The sequence below is a fragment of the Mixta sp. BE291 genome (assembly GCF_031457955.1).
Taxonomy (GTDB): Bacteria; Pseudomonadota; Gammaproteobacteria; order Enterobacterales; family Enterobacteriaceae; genus Mixta.
The window spans coordinates 365,705-383,384 of sequence record NZ_JAVDXN010000002.1 but is presented as its reverse complement, the minus strand read 5'-3'; the positions used below and the strand labels follow the sequence as shown (position 1 = coordinate 383,384).

Sequence of the window (17,680 nt, the reverse complement as noted above, 5' to 3'; positions counted from 1 at the left end):
AAGGAATTAAGAATAACTGTAAGGCCTGCGTAAGGCTGGCGTAAGTATCCGCGATCTTAGCGGATGAGACAAATCAGCGCCGGGCCACAGAATGCGATACAGAACCACAGATGTTTGCTACGCTCATCAAAAGAGAGGTAATAGATTAATTCAGGAGAACAATGATGAACCCAATTGAAATCCGTCCGCTTGGACACAGCGGCATTGAAGTTCCTGCGCTGACCTTTGGCGGCAACGTTTTTGGCTGGACTGTGGATCAGGACACCTCGTTTTCACTGCTGGATGCGCTGGTGGAAAAAGGGCTGTGGTTCATTGATACCGCTGATGTTTACTCGCGCTGGGCACCGGGCAACGAGGGGGGCGAATCGGAAACCATCATTGGTAACTGGCTGAAGAAAACCGGCAAACGCGACAAAATTGTGCTGGCGACCAAAGTCGGTATCGAGATGGGACCTGAGAAAACCGGACTGTCGGCAAAGTATATTCGCCAGGCAGTGGAAGATTCCCTGCGCCGCCTGCAAACCGACTATATCGATCTCTATCAGGCGCATCGCGATGACGATCAAACGCCGCTGGAAGAGACGTTGAAAGCGTTCGACGATCTGATTCAGGAAGGCAAAGTGCGCGCTATCGGCGCCTCTAACTATTCGGCGGATCGCCTGCGTCAGGCGCTGAAAATCAGCGAAGAGAATAATCTGGCGCGTTATGAAACCCTGCAACCGGAATATAACCTCTACGATCGCCAGGAGTATGAAAGTGGTCTGGAGCAGGTGGCGATCGAACATAACCTCGGCGTAATTAATTACTATTCGCTGGCCAGCGGCTTTTTAAGCGGCAAATATCGTCATCCGGACGATGCCAGTAAAAGTAAACGTGGGCAGGGTGTGATCGATAAATATCTGAATGAGCGCGGGCTGCGTATTTTGCAGGCGCTGGATGAGGTGGCTCAGGCGCGCGGTATTACGCCGACGCAGGTTGCGCTGGCATGGCAAATCGTCCGTCCGGGGATTACCGCGCCGATCGTCAGCGCCACCTCGATGGAGCAGCTGAATGAGCTGGTAAAAGCGGCGCAGCTGCGGCTGAATCTGGATGAGGTGGAAAAAATCACTCAGGCCAGCAGCTACTGATTTGATGTCAAATCACCGATAAAAATGCGCCTGCGGGCGCTTTTTTATTATGTGGCGGCTCAATGAATAAACAAGCGCTTTACTTTGCGCGTTGAGCGGTAACGTTCAACACAAAAACAGAGCATCCCTAACGCGCTGCCAATCACTAACAGCAGCAACAGCGCCGGTAACGGTTCGCCATAACAGACGCGCCAGAGAGAAATGCCCAGCGCCATTACCGCCAGACAAACCATCATTCCGGTATAGCGCCAGAGCAGTACCAGCAGCAGCGCACAAGCAAGATAGTGTTGAAAGCTAATATTCCACAGGCTCACGATAAATCCATCCCTGCCTTAATCACAAGGGCTGAAATGCTATCATGCGCTGCCGGATAAAAAGCGTTAATTGTTATAAAGCGTTAGCTGACATCCCGCTGCGGCAAGCTGGCAAAGGTAAGCGCGGCTGAAGCATAGGCCGGGTTAGCCCTGGCGGATTAACCCGGCAACCTTATCAGGCAAACATCACCTGCGCCCAGCGCGCCAGCCCAGCGGTAACCGAACCGAAATCATCGCCGGAAGCCAGCGGAATGGTCGGCAACTGCTGCTGTAGCGCCTGGCGCAGCAGCGGAGAGCGGGCGCTGCCGCCGGTCAGGTAGATCACATCCGGTTGGGTGCCGCTGGTTTCCAGCGCCAGCCTGACCTGCTCCTGAATGCGATCCAGCGGCGCGGCGATAGCGGCTTCCAGCCCGCTGTTGCTGATTTCCGTATCAAGCCCCGCCTCAATAAACGCCAGCGCGGCAAGGGTTTCAGAGCGATCGGAAAGGGCGATTTTGCTCTCTTCCGCGGCGCGCACCAGGCGATAGCTGAGGCGCTGCTGCCACACTTTCAGCAGACGCTGCACTTTTTCCGGCTGACGCGCATCGCGCATCAGCTCCTGTAGCAGCTTGCGGCAGGCGGCGGAGTAGAAATCGCTTTGCGCCGGGACGTCGTTAATCGCGACGGCGTTCCACCAGGGCAGCGCGGGCAGCGCGGTGCCTTTCTGCGTTTCACCGCCCAGCCCCAGCAGCGGCATCAGCTCTTTATACGCCAGCGCAATATCCAGATCGTTGCCGCCGACGCGACAGCCGCTGTGCCCTAACAAGCTGCTGGTGCGATCGGCGCGGTTATGCCACTGCGGCCCCATCAGCAGCATACTGCAGTCGGTGGTACCGCCGCCGATATCCACCACCAGCACCCGTTTTTCTTGCTGTAACGTGGCTTCAAAATCAAGTCCCGCCGCCACCGGTTCAAACTGAAAGATGACGTCGCGGAAACCGGCGCGACTGGCGGCGCGCGCCAGAATACCCTGCGCCTGACGGTTAGCCTCTTCGCCGCCCAGCCCCTGGAAGTTTACCGGACGACCAATCACTGCTTGATCGATGGTGCCGGTCAGCTGTTGCTCGGCGGTCTGGCGAATGTGCAGCATCATGGCGCAGACCAGATCTTCAAACAGGGCGATCTGCTGCGGTTTCAGGCCGTTGGCGCCCAGAAAGGATTTCGGCGATTTAACAAACCAGACCTCTTCGGAGTCGGCCATATATTGCGCCAGCGCATCGAGGCCAAAGTGCACGCTGCCGGGCGTCACCTCAATATCTTCTTCGCGGTTAAAAGCGATAGCGCGACGCAGCAGCGCCTGGTTTTCCGCTTCCGGCGTCGGCACCTGGTGATGGCGGAACAGCCATTCGCTAATGGCTTCGCGCGTTGGGCCGCACAGCATGGACGGCAGATAAGGAGAATCCTTTTCCAGTTTAAGCAGCCGCGGCGCGCCATTTTCCACCACCGCCACGGAACAGTTAGCCGTCCCGTAATCAAAACCGATAAACATAAAGACCCCCCTTGAGAAAAAAGGGGGTGACTTTACCCGAGCCGATCGGGGCTGGCAAATGTTTCCCGCGTGACAGATGGCCTTAACGGCATCGGGCGGCTATTTGATGGCGAAGAAGCTGTTTTCCAGCAGCGCGTTTAGCGGTTCGCACTCTTTAACCGCATTGCCCCAGACGGCGTCAATACCGACGCTGGTCAGCGTGGTCAGCGCCATAGCCAGATCCACCGGGCCTGCAACGGTAGTGATATTCAGCCGCTGCGCCTGGCCCTGAATAATAGAAACCAGCATTTCATCCATCAGCTTAAAATGCACGTTGGCGGTAAGGTCGGGCGCAAGCTGAATAAAATCGATCTGTTCATGCGGCAGCTGTGCAAAAGCATCCAGATTGCGGCCAAAATTGCGCAGCAGAATACGGCAGCCGCGCTGGCGCAGGCGCAATAAAGGCGGGTGCAACGTTTCCCGATGCTGCAACAGCAGATGCGTATCGAGACTGATAATCAGCGAATCGTCGCGTAGCGTGCTGGCATCAAGGTAGTCAAACAGCGTTTGCTGCCATTCCGTGTTAAGCAGGCTTTCCACCGCCAGCGGCAACACCATATTTAACCCTTTCCGGGCGATGCCCTGCGCGTAAAGGGTAAAAAAGTTCTCGATCAGCGTGCGATCCAGCCTCAGGCACAGCGCTTCATCCGCTAAGGCGGTGCGAATATCGCTGATATCGCTCTCCTGTCCCTGGGCGTTTGTCAGCCGGGGCTGCAAAAGATAAAAACTGGCCGCCTGCGTTTTGTTGGGCGCGCAAACCGCCCAGGCCAGCCAGCGCAGCGGCTTATCAAGCGATTTGACCTGTTCCTCCAGCGAAAGCGTCGCCTGCGGCTCGCGCTGGAGCCGGGTTTCATACAGCGAAAGCTGACCGCGTCCATTATGTTTAGCGTGATAACAGGCGAGATCCGCCTGCGCCAGCACTTCGCTGCTCTGGCAGTTATCGGCATCGATTGCGGTCAAACCGGCGCTGGCGCCGATGCGGTGTAGCTGGTTTTCCCATAAAAAGCGGTAATCATTAATCGCGCTGACGATCTCCTGCACGCGCTGTCGGGCCGCGTTGATGTCACAATCGGCCAACAGCAGGCCAAACTCATCGCCGCCGAGACGCGCCAGAAAGTCGCTGCTGCGCAGGCGGTGGCGCATTAATTCCGCCAGCTGCGTGAGCAGCGCATCGCCCGCTGCATGCCCCGCGCTGTCGTTAACCGCTTTAAAGCGATCGAGATCGATAAATGCCAGCACGTGCTGCTGTTGCCGTTCGCTGGCGGAAAGCAGCAGCCGCTTCAGCTGATGCTCAAAGCTGGCCCGATTCGGCAGGCGCGTCAGCGTATCGTGTGAGGCGCTGTAGTGCAGGCGCTTCAGCATTTCGCGTGAGGCGCTGACATCCTGGATCACCATCACGCTGCCGATGTTTTTGCCGCTCAGCGTTTTCAGCGGCGTCAGGCTGTACTCAACCGCAAAATGCTCGCCGGAAGCGTTATGCAACACCAGATCGCGTTCGGGATCGGTCATGGTATTGGATAACCTGCAGTAGAGAATATTCTCCAGCTGCGGCCCCCAGGCGCCGTAGGTGATGCGTAAAATGTCGTTGAGCGGTTTGCCCGCCGCCTGCTCCTGCGTCCAGCCGCTCATCTGTTCGGCAACCGGATTCATAAAGGTCACGCACAGCTGCTCGTCGGTGCTGATAACCGCCTCGCCAATGGCATCCAGCGTGATCAGCATCTGCTCTTTTTCACGATACAGCGCTTCGGTCAGCAGGCGCAGCTCGGTGACATCCTGGTTAATGCCCAGCAGACGGGTAATTTTCCCGTTGGCATTACGCTGGCTTTCCGCCTGCGTGCGGATATAGCGCAGGCCGTGGCGGGTCATAATCCGGCACTCGAGACTAAAGGGAATATTCTCTTCCAGCGCGCGGCGTACTGCTTCCTCGGCAAGCGGGCGATCTTCCGGCAGCAGAAGACTCAGCCAGAGCCGATAGGTCGGTCGGGAATCTGGATTCAGCTCATAAATAGCGAACATGCGCCGGTCCCAGTTCATCTCGTTGCGTTTGACATCCCACTCCCAGACGCCGATGCCGCCTACTTCGTTAGCCAGCGTAATACGCTCCATCAGCCGCCGGTTGATCTCTTCGCTGGCGCGGATATGTTTTTTTTCCTCGCGGAAGGCGTGCATCACCATCGTCATCACATGACCGGGAATCAGCACCAGCAGCAGCGGCAGCCAGGGTGCGGTGCGGGTAAAGGTGGGGCTGATGGAGTACAGGTCGATCAGATGCAGCGCCAGTAGCAGCGAGATCAGCGAAACGTTGGCGAAAAAAACCAGAAAGGCATCGAGGCGCGGCAGACGTATCGCCACCCAAAACAAAATCACCATCACAAACGTAAAGGGCCAGGGCAGAAAGCGCAGCGCCACACAGCACATCAGTAACGAGGCGGTCAGGATAAGCAGCGTCTCGGTCAGCGCGCCCTGCCGCGCCTGGCGGCGCAGATAGTTCGGCTGCCACAGCAGGCAAATCGGCCCCAGCGCCAGCACCCCAATCACTTCTGATAACACCCAGGTAGAGAAAAAACCCAGGCCAGGCGTGCCGCCGGTGAAATGCGACCAGCACAGCGCCATTAATCCGCTGAACAACGGCGCCAGAACGCCCGCGGTAACGACCATTTTCCACCAGCTTAGCAACGAATCCAGCGCCGATTCCGGCTTCAGCAGGATGCGCAGCAGATAGCCGCCCAGCAGGCTTTGCAGCAAATTGATACAAGCATAGGAGAACAGCGGCCAGCCTGAGTCAAAAATCAGCAGGTTGGCGCATAGCGTGCCGATGACACAGGCCAGCAATTGCAGCGCCAGCTGGCGACCACGGTAGCGGAACACCAGCCCCGTCATCAGCGCAGAGGCGTACCAGATGGGGGAAATATGATTATCAAGCGCCATCAACGTCAGGCAAAACAACGAGATAAAAAAGCAGAGCAGGCCCAGTAGCAGAGCGGGCCTGATGGCGGCAACGATGTTATGCGCGGGCGAAAAGGTATTGGTTGTCATCCACGGGTCCGGCTAGCCTGTCCGCACCAGCGCGAACAGGTGTGATATCACTTTCGTGATGCTAGCACAGGATAGTCAAGCTGACCTGTTGGCAACCGCTAAAATAGCGCGTCTATTCAAACGATTGATAGCCCGGATCGCGCTGCCGGAGCAGGTCCGCCCGCGTCCAGGGTTTCTCCAGCCCGGCGATATCGGCTGAGAGATGCGCAAGAAAATGTTGCGTGGTGGCGATGCGTCCGTGACTGATGATCACCAGCGGCAACACCAGCGCGGCGCCGATCTGCGGCAGGGAAAAGCCTTTCAGCTGCGTGTTACGCTGGTGGATCAGAAACAGCGTGCTGAGAGTAAAGCCCAACAACAGGCCAGTAGCGACTTCGCTTTTTGAATGGGCGAGCAGCACCAGACGTGACGCGCCTACCAGCAGCGGCACCATATAACCAATGGTTACCGCTACGCCGCGCCAGAAGGCGGGCAGGCGGCCCGACAACAGCCACAGCATCACCGGCCAGAGGGTCGCCGACATTGCGCTATGGCCGCTGAAGCCGGTGAAATTAAAGCGCGCACTGCCGATGCCGAAGCCCATAAACAGGATTTTCGACACGCTGACGATCAACCCCGCCAGGCCAAACGCCAGTATCCAAAGCCAGACGGTGCGTCGATCGCTGCTTTTCCACGGCAGGATCAGGGCGATAAGGATTGCTGTGGGGATCAGCAACATGCTGTCGCCAAAATAGGTAATTGTTCTCCAGGACATAGCCAACCTTTCTGTTTATGAGTATGCCTTTCGCCGTCAGCGGGAAAGGGGCGTCGCTACGCTGCCACGAAAAAGTGAGAGGTGGATCGCGCGTAGCAGTTTATCGATGAAAGGCGATTGCGCCAAAGGAGAAAGTCTGAAAAGCAGGCATTCCGCGCAGCGCTTCGGCGTCCGGCAGCGTATCAGCCGCTTTTTTCTGGCATCAAACCGGCGATCTCCCTATAATTGCCGCCAGTTAATCCTCTCAATATCTGACTGAACGCTAAGGATGATGTTTCGACATCACCTGGTGCCACGTCACACAGTTATCAGGTCTTTAATTTTATGACTGACAAGTCCCACCAATGCGTCATTGTAGGTATCGCAGGCGCATCCGCATCAGGAAAAAGTTTAATTGCCAGCACGTTGTATCGTGAAATCCGCGATCAGGTTGGCGATGAGCATATCGGCGTGATTCCTGAAGACAGTTATTACAAAGACCAAAGCCATCTCACCATGGAAGAGCGGATTAAAACCAACTATGACCATCCCAGCGCGATGGATCATGATTTGCTGCTGCAGCATCTGCAGGCACTGAAAGCGGGCCAGCATATTGAATTGCCGGTTTACAGCTACGTTGACCATACCCGTACCCAGGAAACCATTCATCTGAAGCCGAAAAAGGTGATCATTCTGGAAGGGATCCTGTTATTGACCGATGCCCGGCTGCGTGAAGAGATGAATTTCTCGATTTTTGTCGATACGCCGCTGGATATTTGCCTGATGCGCCGTATGAAACGTGACGTTAACGAGCGTGGTCGCTCCATGGATTCGGTGATGGCGCAGTATCAGAAAACCGTGCGTCCGATGTTTCTGCAGTTTATCGAACCTTCCAAGCAGTATGCCGATATTATCGTGCCGCGCGGCGGTAAAAACCGCATCGCTATCGATATTCTGAAAGCGAAAATCAACCAGTTCTTTGAGTAAGCCCGCCTGCGCGCGAAGGAAAAGGAGTAAACGGGGATGAGATTATGCGACCGCGATATTGAAGCCTGGCTTGATAACGGCAAGCTGGCGATTACGCCGCGCCCGCCGGTAGAGCGCATTAACGGCGCAACCGTGGATGTGCGGCTGGGCAATCAGTTTCGCACTTTCCGTGGCCACACCGCCGCCTTTATCGATCTAAGCGGCCCGAAACATGAAGTCAGCGCGGCGCTGGATCGCGTGATGAGCGATGAGATCGTGCTGCCGGAAGGCGAGGCCTTTTATCTGCATCCGGGCGAACTGGCGCTGGCCGTCACGCTGGAGTCGGTGACGCTGCCTGACGATCTGGTGGGCTGGCTGGATGGCCGTTCGTCGCTGGCGCGTCTCGGGCTGATGGTGCATGTCACCGCACACCGTATCGATCCCGGCTGGCAGGGCCGAATCGTGCTGGAGTTCTATAATTCAGGTAAGCTGCCGTTGGCCTTACGTCCCGGTATGCTGATTGGTGCGCTAAGCTTTGAACCGCTGTCGGGTCCCGCCGCTCGCCCGTATAACCGTCGTGAAGATGCTAAATACAAAGGGCAGCAGGGCGCGGACGCCAGCCGAATCGATAAAGACTAACTGCCTGATCAGGGGAAGGGATGAGACGACTAATTACCACGCTGGCTATTTTATTCGTCGTCATTGTCGCAGGGATGACGGCGCTGGTATTGCTGGTTAACCCCAACGATTTTCGCAACTACATGGTGCAGCAGGTTGAACAGCGTAGCGGCTATCAGCTGCGCCTGCAGGGCGATTTGCGCTGGCATGTTTGGCCGCAGCTGAGCATCCTGGCTGGTCGCATGTCGGTCACGGCGCCCGGCGCGCAGCAGCCTATCGTCATGGCCGAAAATATGCGGCTGGATGTCCATCTCCTTCCTTTATTGTCGCATCAGCTTAGCGTGAAGCAGGTGATGCTGAAAAACGCAGTGATCCGCCTGACGCCGGAGAGCAAGGCGCAGCAGCCTGCCGATGCGCCGGTAGGGCCGACGGATTCCACGCCGCCGGAGCCGGTCAAAGGCTGGACATTCGATATCAATAATCTCGAAGTGGCCGATAGCCTGCTTATCTGGCAACAGCCGCAGGGCGAAGCCATCAACTTCCGCGATCTAAACCTCTCTTTAACGCAGGATAGCCGCCGCGAGGCGACGCTTTCTCTGGCGACGCGGGTTAACCGCGATCAGCGCGAACTGCAGCTGGCGCTGGAAGGCGAAATGAACGTCGCCGACTATCCACAGCGCGTGAACGGTACGGTGAAATCGCTGAGCTGGCAGCTACAGGGGCCAGGTCTGCCCGCCGCGGGATTGCAGGGCAAAGGCAGCCTGCAGGCGCAGTGGCTGAATGAGAGCCAGCGCTTCTCATTGCAGAACGTGGCGCTGGCGCTGGGCGAAAGCCAGCTCAACGGCGCGATTAGCGGCAAGCTGGGTAACGCGCCAGCGATCTCCGTTGATATGCGCTCGCCACATCTCGATCTGGATGCGCTTGCTGGCCTGGATGTATCATCCAGCGCGTCGCCTGGCACCGCGCCCGTCAGCAACAGCCGTCCGCCGGTGATCGCCGACGCGGCGGACGATCTGGATAATCCGTTAAACAGCCTGACCGCCGCGCTGAAAATGCAGGTTGATACGCTGCGCTGGCATGGGCTGGATATGCAGCAGGTAGCGCTGGATGCGCAAAATCAACAGGGACAAATCGCGTTGCATCAGTTTAGTGGCCGCATAGGGGAGGGCACCTTCTCGTTGCCGGGCACGTTAAATCTGCATCAGCCGTTAACCGAGGTGGCGCTGAACCCGGTATTGCAAAATATCGCCCTGGCGCCGCTGTTACAGGCTTTCGCGCTGCCGCCGACGCTGGATGGTCAGCTGACGTTAACCGGCAAGCTGGCGGGCGATGGGTTGAGCGTGGATGATTTTCATCGCCGCTGGCGCGGTGATGCCGCCCTCGAGCTGGATTCCGCGCGGATTATCGGCATGAACTTTCAGCAGCTGGTGCAGCGGGCCGTAGCGCGTAACAGCGATCGGGTCAGCAGCGGCGAGGAAACGGGCAACAGTAACGAAACCCGCCTTGATAAGTTACAGGCGCAGGCAACCTTAAAAGATGGCCTGATTGCGCTGAAAAATCTCAACGGCGGCGCGTCTGGCTTCCAGCTCGGCGGGGCAGGGCAGATAGATATGCTGCGTCGTCAGAGCGATATTAACTTCGGCGTGCAGGTGACCAGCGGCTGGAAAGGGGATAACGATCTTATCGCCATGCTGCAACAGACGGCGGTGCCGCTGCATATTTACGGCGACTGGGATAATCTGCAATATCATTTGCAGGTGGATCAGCTGCTGCGTCAGAAGCTGGAGAACGAAATAAAATCGCGTCTGGATGAGTGGTCGCAGCGGAATCAAAAAAGCGCGGCACCGGTGAAGGCGCCGCACTAAATAGACCGGCGCGGGAGCTTCTCTGCTTCCCGCGCCGTGATGCCTGGCTTATGCACGGTATGTGATGCCGAATACCTGTCACGGCGTGTGATGCCCGATTCACGCCACCGCGTGCCCTGAGTCAGGTTTCGTAATCGGGTTCGCGCTGATAAAGCGGAATAATATGCACTTTATGTACGCGATGACTTTCCACTTCTAACGTGCGAATAAGCCAGTCGCCCAGCTGTAACTCTTCGCCCGCCTGCGGGATATGCTGAAGCTGATCCATCAGCAGACCGGCAATCGTATGATAATCGCGCTTTTCATTAAGCGGCAGCTCGATATACATCACCAGGTCTTCCAGCGGCATATGACCGTTCGCTATCCAGCTGCCATCCTCTTTCTGACGAATATCATAGCGCGCGTCCAGCTCATTGCTCTCATTCGGCAAGCTACCGGCAATGGTTTCCATTACGTCGCTCAGGGTAACCACCCCCTCTACTGAACCAAACTCATCCACCACAAAAGCAAAATGGGTGCGTGCGTTGCGGAACTGCTCCAGCGCCATCAGCAACGTCAGCTGTTCCGGGAAAATAAGCGGCTGGCGAATTAAGGCGCGCAGGTCGAGCGAGTTTTGATGCAAAGACTGATGCAGAAGATCGATAATATGCACCACGCCAAGCGGCTCGCTGCCGTTTTCAGTAATTAAGATGCGGGTGTGCTGATTACGATCCAACTGCGCCATGATTTCTGCGGGGTCATCGCTTAAATCAACGTGATCGATATCGTGGCGCGAGGTCATAATGCTGCTGACGCTGCGTTGCGCCATGCCCATAACCCGCACAATCATCTGGCGTTCCTGCTTATTAAATACCGCCTGTTCGTCCGTATCTCCGCTCTGCGAGGCGCTTTCCGCATTCAGATCCGCCTCGGCGTGCTGCCCGCGCAGCAGATGCAACACCGCCTCGGCGGTACGCTGGCGCAGCGGCATCGTTGAGGAGAGAAAGCGACGCCGGTTGAACTGCGACAGCTGGTTAAGAAACTCAATTAAAATTGAGAAGCCGATAGCCGCATAGAGATAGCCTTTCGGAATATGGAAGCCAAACCCTTCTGCAATCAGGCTGAAGCCGATCATCAGCAAAAAGCTCAGGCAGAGAATTACAATGGTGGGATGACCATTAACAAAACGGGTTAATGGCTTACTGGCCCAAATCATCAGGCAGATGGCGATGGTGACCGCCGCCATCATTACCGGCAGGTGATCGACCATGCCAACGGCGGTGATAACGGCATCCAGCGAGAAAACCGCGTCCAGCACCACAATCTGCGCCACTACCGGCCAGAAGCGCGCGCCGTGCTTTTGCGGCTTATCATTGCCGTCGCCGCCTTCCAGCCGCTCATTCAACTCCATGGTGGCCTTAAACAGCAAAAACAAACCGCCAATGAGCATAATCAGATCGCGGGCGCTGAAGCTGTGGTTAAACAGCGTAAACAGCGGGCGCGTCAGGCCGGTTAGCCATGCGATAGAGGCCAGCAGCCCCATACGCATCAGCAGCGCCAACAGCAGGCCGGTGACCCTTGCGCGATCGCGCTGCGCAGCAGGCAGCTTTTCCGCCAGAATGGCAATAAAAATCAAATTATCGATACCCAATACCAGTTCCAGCACAATTAATGTCACCAGCCCTGCCCAGATTGACGGATCTGCGATCCATTCCATACCTTGTTTTCGCCCTTAATTGTTTATTTGCCTGAGAGATGATGAGATCTGAATAATGAAAACGCAATATTACCTGAGATAAATCCTAAACAAAAAAAGCGCAAGCCTTATTCTGCGCCCATTATTCATATATCTGCACACAAGCTTAATGAGATTTTGCTGTTCAAAGAGGCAGGATGCTTATTAACATTTGCTGGAGAAATAAACGTCGTCTGTTTACATCATGTAATAAAAGGTATTATCAAGCCGGAATTATCTGGAAAAGAAAGAAAGGCTTCCGTGGGTTAAGTTACTGAAAATAAAGCTTTATTTTTTATATTCTTTAGTCTTATTCTGAAAGTGCTATGGATCTGCTTTCCTGTGCTTGTCACAACCAGTCAATAGTATAAAAATCTAGCCATAACTTATGTGATCGGACCGAGATAATTGATGCGGCTCTCTTGCTGCGCTCTGATAAAAGAGCCATCTCTCAGCCTTTATGCACCCTATAAAAGCTAACCGATCCCTGCGCCTCAAATAGCACTGTTTCTGATTTAACAGCATTGGTAGCTGAAAGCCAGGGGCGGTAGCGTGCTTAAACTCTGATGAAGGGATTAAAATATGCCCGTCAAGAGTAATTTATAAATTTCTGTTGTTTTAAGACTAATGCTAAATAAATACGACAGAATAGGGTAGCCATCAAAAAGTCTGATTCAGGTTTCATCACCTGAACTTCAGCAAGAATTAATACCGATACGGTCAGCACGCTGGCCATTAATGATTGAACTGCAGGACAGCGAACCGCGTGCGTTTTTACCGGGCGTTAACGGCGCGGCTTCGCAGCAGGGACATTTATGCATAAAACGAGGGGCAAACATCTCATGACGGAACAGCAATAGTTAGGGCAGATTGGTCGTGAATTGACGTTTATTCATGAACATTTTTTTGCGGCGACACACACCGCTTTAGACAATAAATCAGCAATAGTGATGATAATTCAATGATGAAAACGAAACTAAAGTTGGCTCCGTTACTGGTGTCAATCTCACTTATCAGTGGCTGTACTGTAGTCCCAGGGCAAAATGTTTCCACCAGCGGTAAAGATGTTATTAAGCAGCAGGATGCTAACTATGACATCGATAAAATGGTCAATGTCTTTCCTCTTACGCCTATGTTGGTTGAGCAGCTGCGCCGTAAACCTATCGTCGCACAGCCGAATCCGCAGCTGGATATGGAAATCGCCAATTATGAATACCGTATCGGCGTTGGCGATGTGCTGAGCGTTACCGTTTGGGATCACCCGGAGCTGACCACCCCTGCCGGTCAGTACCGCAGCGCCAGCGACACCGGCAACTGGGTGCATTCCGACGGCACCATCTATTATCCCTACATCGGTAAAGTCAAAGTCGCCGGGAAAACCATTCAACAGGTGCGCAGCGAACTGCAAAACCGTCTGGCGAGCTACATCGAAAGCCCGCAGGTTGATGTCAATATCGCCGCTTTCCGTTCGCAAAAGGTGTACGTCACCGGTGAAGTCGGTACTTCTGGCAAACAGGAAATCACCAATATCCCACTGACGGTGCTGGACGCCATTAACGCCGCAGGCGGCATGGCGGCAGACGCTGACTGGCATAACGTGGTTCTGACCCACAACGGCCGTGAGCAGCGTATCTCTCTGCAGGCGCTGATGCAAAACGGCGACCTGACGCAGAACCGTCTGCTCTATCCGGGCGACATTCTCTATGTGCCGCGTAATGACGAACTGAAAGTGTTTGTGATGGGTGAAGTCACCCGCCAGCAGACGCTGAAAATGGATCGCAGCGGTATGACCCTGACGGAAGCGTTAGGCAATGCGGAAGGCCTGAATCAGGAAGTCTCCAATGCCACCGGCGTGTTTGTGATTCGTCCGAACCGCGAGCAGGGCGGCAAGATCGCCAATATCTATCAGCTGAATACCGCTGATGCTACCTCGATGGTGCTGGGTACCGAATTCCAGCTACAGCCGTATGACATTGTCTACGTGACCGCAACGCCGCTGACCCGCTGGAACCGTGTGATCAACCAGCTGTTACCGACCGTCAACAGTGTTCGCTATAGCATCGACTCAGTGAAAGATATCAAAACCTGGTGATGAATATGTTTAATTCAATTCTCATTGTCTGCGTGGGGAATATCTGCCGTTCGCCAACCGGCGAGCGGTTATTAAAACGCTATTGCCCGGATGTGAAAGTTGAATCGGCAGGATTAGGCGCGCTGGTAAATTATCCAGCAGATGAAAACGCCATCAACGTCGCAGAGCAACATGACCTCTCGCTGGAGGGACACCGTGCACGCAAAATTACTTCAACCATGTGCAGAGAAAACGATCTGATCCTGGTGATGGAAAAACAGCATATTAATGCCATCAGCAAGATTGCCCCGGAAGTTCGCGGCAAAACCATGCTGTTTGGTCATTGGTGCAACGGTCGTGAAATCCCGGATCCATATCGAAAAAGTATAGAGGCTTTTGAATCTGTATACCTTTTATTGGATGACGCCGCTCAGAAATGGGCCCACGCATTAAATCGATAATCAGGCATAATAATGGTCAATAAAAAATCAGATAGCTCGCAGAAAATTGCAGATGCCAAAGATGAAATCGATGTAGCCCGTTTATACGGTTCAATTATCGATCATCGCTGGCTCATTATTGGCGTAACCGCGCTATTCGCAGTAATAGGTATTATCTACTCCATTCTGGCCACGCCGATTTATCGTGCGGATGCGCTGGTGCAGGTCGAGCAGAACCAGGGCAGTTTGGTGATGTCGCAAATCTCCAACCTGATGCCGGATACTAAACCGACGTCAGATGCGCAGATTGGCCTGATCATGTCACGTATGGTGCTGGGTAAGACCATCGAAGATCTTAACCTGCAAACTACCGTCGCACCGAAATATGTGCCGGTTGTGGGCGCAGGCTGGGCACGCCTGATGGGCAACGACGACAAAAAAGCCGCCGTTTCTCGTCTGGAACTGCCGCCTGAACTGATCGGCTCAAAGCTGGTGCTGGATATCGGTGAGAACAACACCTTTACCCTCTCTGGCGATGACGGCGAACTGGTGAAAGGTAAAGTGGGCCAGAGCGCAGAGCAGGGCAAGGTGAAAATCCTGGTTTCTGATACCAATGCCGAGCCGGGCGATGCTTTTGTCGTACAGAAAAATGGCTACCTGCCGACCTACAACGATTTAGTGGGCCGTCTTAGCGTGGTGGATCAGGGTAAAGATACCGGCGTGCTGGCGTTGACCCTGAACGGTCCCGATCCGCAGCTGACGCAGGAAACACTGCGCGCCATTACCGAAAACTACCTGCTGCAAAACGTTGAACGTAAATCTGAGGAAGCGCAAAAGAGCCTCGATTTTATTCAGCGTCAGCTGCCGGAAGTGCGCCAGAAGCTGGATGATGCCGAGAACAAGCTGAATGCGTTCCGTCAGCAGAATGACTCGGTGGATCTGACGCTGGAAGCCAAATCGATGCTGGATACCATGGTAAACGTGGATAACCAGCTGAATGAGCTGACCTTCCGTGAAGCGGAAATCTCCAAGCTGTATACCAAAGAGCACCCGGCTTACCGCACGCTGTTAGAAAAGCGTAAAACGCTGCGCGATGAGAAAAAATCGCTGGAAGGCAAGGTATCCTCTCTGCCGCGTACTCAGCAGGAAATTATTCGTCTGACACGTGATGTCGATGCCGGCCAGGCGGTGTTCATGCAGCTGCTGAATAAACAGCAAGAGCTGAGCATCAACAAAGCCAGTACCGTGGGTAACGTACGTATCGTTGACCCGGCGCTGGTGCTGAATAAGCCGATCGCGCCGCGCTCTGCCATCATTATCGCTATCTCTCTGGTGCTGGGCCTGCTGGTTTCCACCATTTACGTGCTGATGAAAACCATTCTGATTCGCGGCATCGAAAGCCCGGAGCAGCTGGAAAACAGCGGCATCAACGTTTATGCCAGCATTCCGATTTCCGAATGGCAGCAACAGCGTGACCGTAAACTGGCGTTGATTGGTAAAGAGAAAGGCAAAAAAGCGGTACGCGGCGGTGAATTGCTGGCGCTGGCGAACCCGGCTGACCTGGCAATTGAAGCGGTACGCAGCCTGCGCACCACCATGCACTTCGCCATGCTGGATGCGCCAAACAATATCGTGATGATCTCCGGCAGCAGCCCGGATATCGGTAAAACCTTTATCAGTACCAACCTGGCGGCCGTGGTTGCCCAGTCTGGTCAGCGCGTGCTGTTTATCGATGGCGATATGCGTAAAGGTTATTCCCACGAGCTGTTTAATAGCGATAACCGTCACGGTATGTCTGACCTGCTGTCAAATCAGGCGACGCTGGAGCAGGCGATTCGCCCAACCAACGTCAGCGGACTCGACTTTATTCCGCGCGGTCAGCTGCCGCCTAACCCGTCTGAGCTGCTGATGAGCCAGAAGTTTGTCGACCTGATGGCCAGCGTGCAGAAACTGTACGATATCGTGATTATCGATACGCCGCCGATTCTGGCCGTAACCGATGCAGCCATTATCGGCATGCAGGCCGGCACCAACATGGTGGTGGCAGGATTTGAAAAATCCACGGTGAAAGAGATTGAAGTCAGCGTACGTCGTTTTGAACAGAACGGTATTGAAATCAAAGGCGCCATTCTGAACCTGGTGGTGAAAAAAGCAGCCAGCGCCTACGGCTACGGCTATTACCACTATAGCTACGAATCAACCAAGCCGTAAACGAGAGTGCCAGCCGTTCGCGGCTGGCCTTTTAAGGTTTTTAAAACGAATCAATTGAGACTGATGTTATGACTGAGTCTACGCCTTTAATCAGCGTCGTTATTCCTACCTATAATCGTGCCGACATCATTTTAAAAACCCTAAACAGCGTTTTAAATCAAACCTGGCGCAACATTGAAGTGTTCGTGGTGGATGATGCTTCGACGGATAATACCGCTGAAGTGATGGCGAGCGTAAAGGATGAACGCGTTCATTTTATCCAGCTGCCGCAAAACAGCGGCGGGACGCGTCCGCGCAATGAAGGCATTGAGCGCAGCAGCGGCGAATTTATTGCTCTGCTCGATTCCGATGATGAATGGGTGCCGGAAAAGCTGGAAAAGCAGCTGGCTTATTTGCGTCAGCAGCCGGGTAAAAACCGCGTGTGCATGACGGCTAAATATAATAAGCGCCCGGAAGGCCTGCACCTGCGCCGTAATAAAGACCTGAAAAAATACGCCTCAATCATGGAGTTCCTGCTGCTGGGCAACGATTTCCAGACCAGTACCCTGTTGCTGGACGCGGAAATCGCGAAACTGGCGCAGTTTGATCCTATGCTGCGTAAACATCAGGACTGGGATTTTGCCCTGCGCCTGCAGGAGAGGGGCGCCAGCTTCCTCTATCTCGATCTGCCGCTGACGATTTACGACGATTCTGACTCAACCGCGCGTATTTCCTCCGATGGCAAACGCGATAAATCCTTAATCTGGCTGGAGAGCATTAAAAAGCGCGTACCCAGCTATATTTGGTTCGGGTTCTACGCAAAAATTATCGCCGACAGTTATTTGCTTTCAAATGAAAAATCGAAAGGTATCGCGATCTATTTGAAACTATTGCTGTCAGGAAAAATAAAATTCAGCCATTTTATGGCGATGATGAACGAAAGATTTAAAAAGTTAGCCACTATTACCGCGAAACGCATTGTTCCGGGGAAGTGATTTAAAACAGCAATTGGAATGGCGAAAATAAAATGAAATTTTTA

General features: G+C 54.3%; 13 protein-coding genes. 8 read left to right on the top strand and 5 right to left on the bottom strand.

Annotated elements, in window-relative coordinates; genetic code table 11:
* Positions 1-164 precede the first annotated feature (164 nt).
* The gene (locus tag J2X14_RS06910; RefSeq protein ID WP_352410621.1) at positions 165-1,127 is read left to right on the top strand and encodes an aldo/keto reductase; all 963 of its coding nucleotides are present in this window, start codon (positions 165-167) and stop codon (positions 1,125-1,127) included.
* A gap of 59 nt (positions 1,128-1,186) precedes the next feature.
* On the opposite strand, the gene J2X14_RS06905 is transcribed toward J2X14_RS06910, so the two are convergent.
* From J2X14_RS06905 to J2X14_RS06890, 4 genes are all read right to left on the bottom strand, one after another.
* Positions 1,187-1,441 carry a hypothetical protein gene (locus J2X14_RS06905; RefSeq protein ID WP_352410479.1) on the bottom strand — a complete coding sequence of 85 codons (255 nt, stop codon included), beginning with the start codon at positions 1,439-1,441 and terminating at the stop codon, positions 1,187-1,189.
* Between the two features lie 175 nt (positions 1,442-1,616).
* Positions 1,617-2,969, bottom strand: coding sequence for a molecular chaperone (gene yegD / locus J2X14_RS06900; RefSeq protein WP_352410478.1), 1,353 nt, complete (start codon positions 2,967-2,969; stop codon positions 1,617-1,619).
* Between the two features lie 99 nt (positions 2,970-3,068).
* The gene (locus tag J2X14_RS06895; RefSeq protein WP_352410477.1) at positions 3,069-6,044 is read right to left on the bottom strand and encodes a diguanylate cyclase domain-containing protein; all 2,976 of its coding nucleotides are present in this window, start codon (positions 6,042-6,044) and stop codon (positions 3,069-3,071) included.
* A 112-nt stretch (positions 6,045-6,156) separates the two neighbouring features.
* On the bottom strand, positions 6,157-6,798 hold the full coding sequence (locus J2X14_RS06890; protein ID WP_352410476.1) for a phosphatase PAP2 family protein: 642 nt from the start codon (positions 6,796-6,798) through the stop codon (positions 6,157-6,159).
* Positions 6,799-7,122: 324 nt separating this feature from the next.
* Here J2X14_RS06890 and udk point away from each other — a divergent pair, with 324 nt between their 5' ends.
* From udk to asmA, 3 genes are read left to right on the top strand one after another with little or no spacing between them, the layout of a single operon-like run.
* Complete coding sequence (udk, locus tag J2X14_RS06885; protein WP_352410475.1) at positions 7,123-7,764, top strand: uridine kinase; 642 nt, start codon at positions 7,123-7,125, stop codon at positions 7,762-7,764.
* A gap of 36 nt (positions 7,765-7,800) precedes the next feature.
* Positions 7,801-8,382, top strand: coding sequence for a dCTP deaminase (gene dcd, locus J2X14_RS06880; RefSeq protein ID WP_085071171.1), 582 nt, complete (start codon positions 7,801-7,803; stop codon positions 8,380-8,382).
* 20 nt (positions 8,383-8,402) lie between these two features.
* Positions 8,403-10,226, top strand: coding sequence for an outer membrane assembly protein AsmA (asmA, locus tag J2X14_RS06875; protein ID WP_352410474.1), 1,824 nt, complete (start codon positions 8,403-8,405; stop codon positions 10,224-10,226).
* A gap of 121 nt (positions 10,227-10,347) precedes the next feature.
* Here asmA and J2X14_RS06870 read toward each other — a convergent pair whose 3' ends face one another.
* On the bottom strand, positions 10,348-11,922 hold the full coding sequence (locus J2X14_RS06870; protein ID WP_352410473.1) for a TerC family protein: 1,575 nt from the start codon (positions 11,920-11,922) through the stop codon (positions 10,348-10,350).
* A gap of 979 nt (positions 11,923-12,901) precedes the next feature.
* Between J2X14_RS06870 and J2X14_RS06865 the strand changes: the two genes are divergently transcribed.
* From J2X14_RS06865 to J2X14_RS06850, 4 genes are all read left to right on the top strand, one after another.
* A complete protein-coding gene (locus J2X14_RS06865; RefSeq protein ID WP_352410472.1) occupies positions 12,902-14,032 on the top strand; it encodes a polysaccharide export protein in 1,131 nt (376 codons plus the stop codon).
* A 5-nt stretch (positions 14,033-14,037) separates the two neighbouring features.
* Positions 14,038-14,472 carry an arsenate reductase/protein-tyrosine-phosphatase family protein gene (locus tag J2X14_RS06860; RefSeq protein WP_352410471.1) on the top strand — a complete coding sequence of 145 codons (435 nt, stop codon included), beginning with the start codon at positions 14,038-14,040 and terminating at the stop codon, positions 14,470-14,472.
* Between the two features lie 12 nt (positions 14,473-14,484).
* Positions 14,485-16,662 carry a tyrosine-protein kinase Wzc gene (gene wzc, locus J2X14_RS06855; protein ID WP_352410470.1) on the top strand — a complete coding sequence of 726 codons (2,178 nt, stop codon included), beginning with the start codon at positions 14,485-14,487 and terminating at the stop codon, positions 16,660-16,662.
* Positions 16,663-16,730: 68 nt separating this feature from the next.
* Positions 16,731-17,636: a glycosyltransferase family 2 protein gene (locus J2X14_RS06850; protein ID WP_352410469.1), complete on the top strand. Its 906-nt coding sequence runs from the start codon at positions 16,731-16,733 to the stop codon at positions 17,634-17,636.
* The last annotated feature ends 44 nt before the right edge of the window (positions 17,637-17,680 follow it).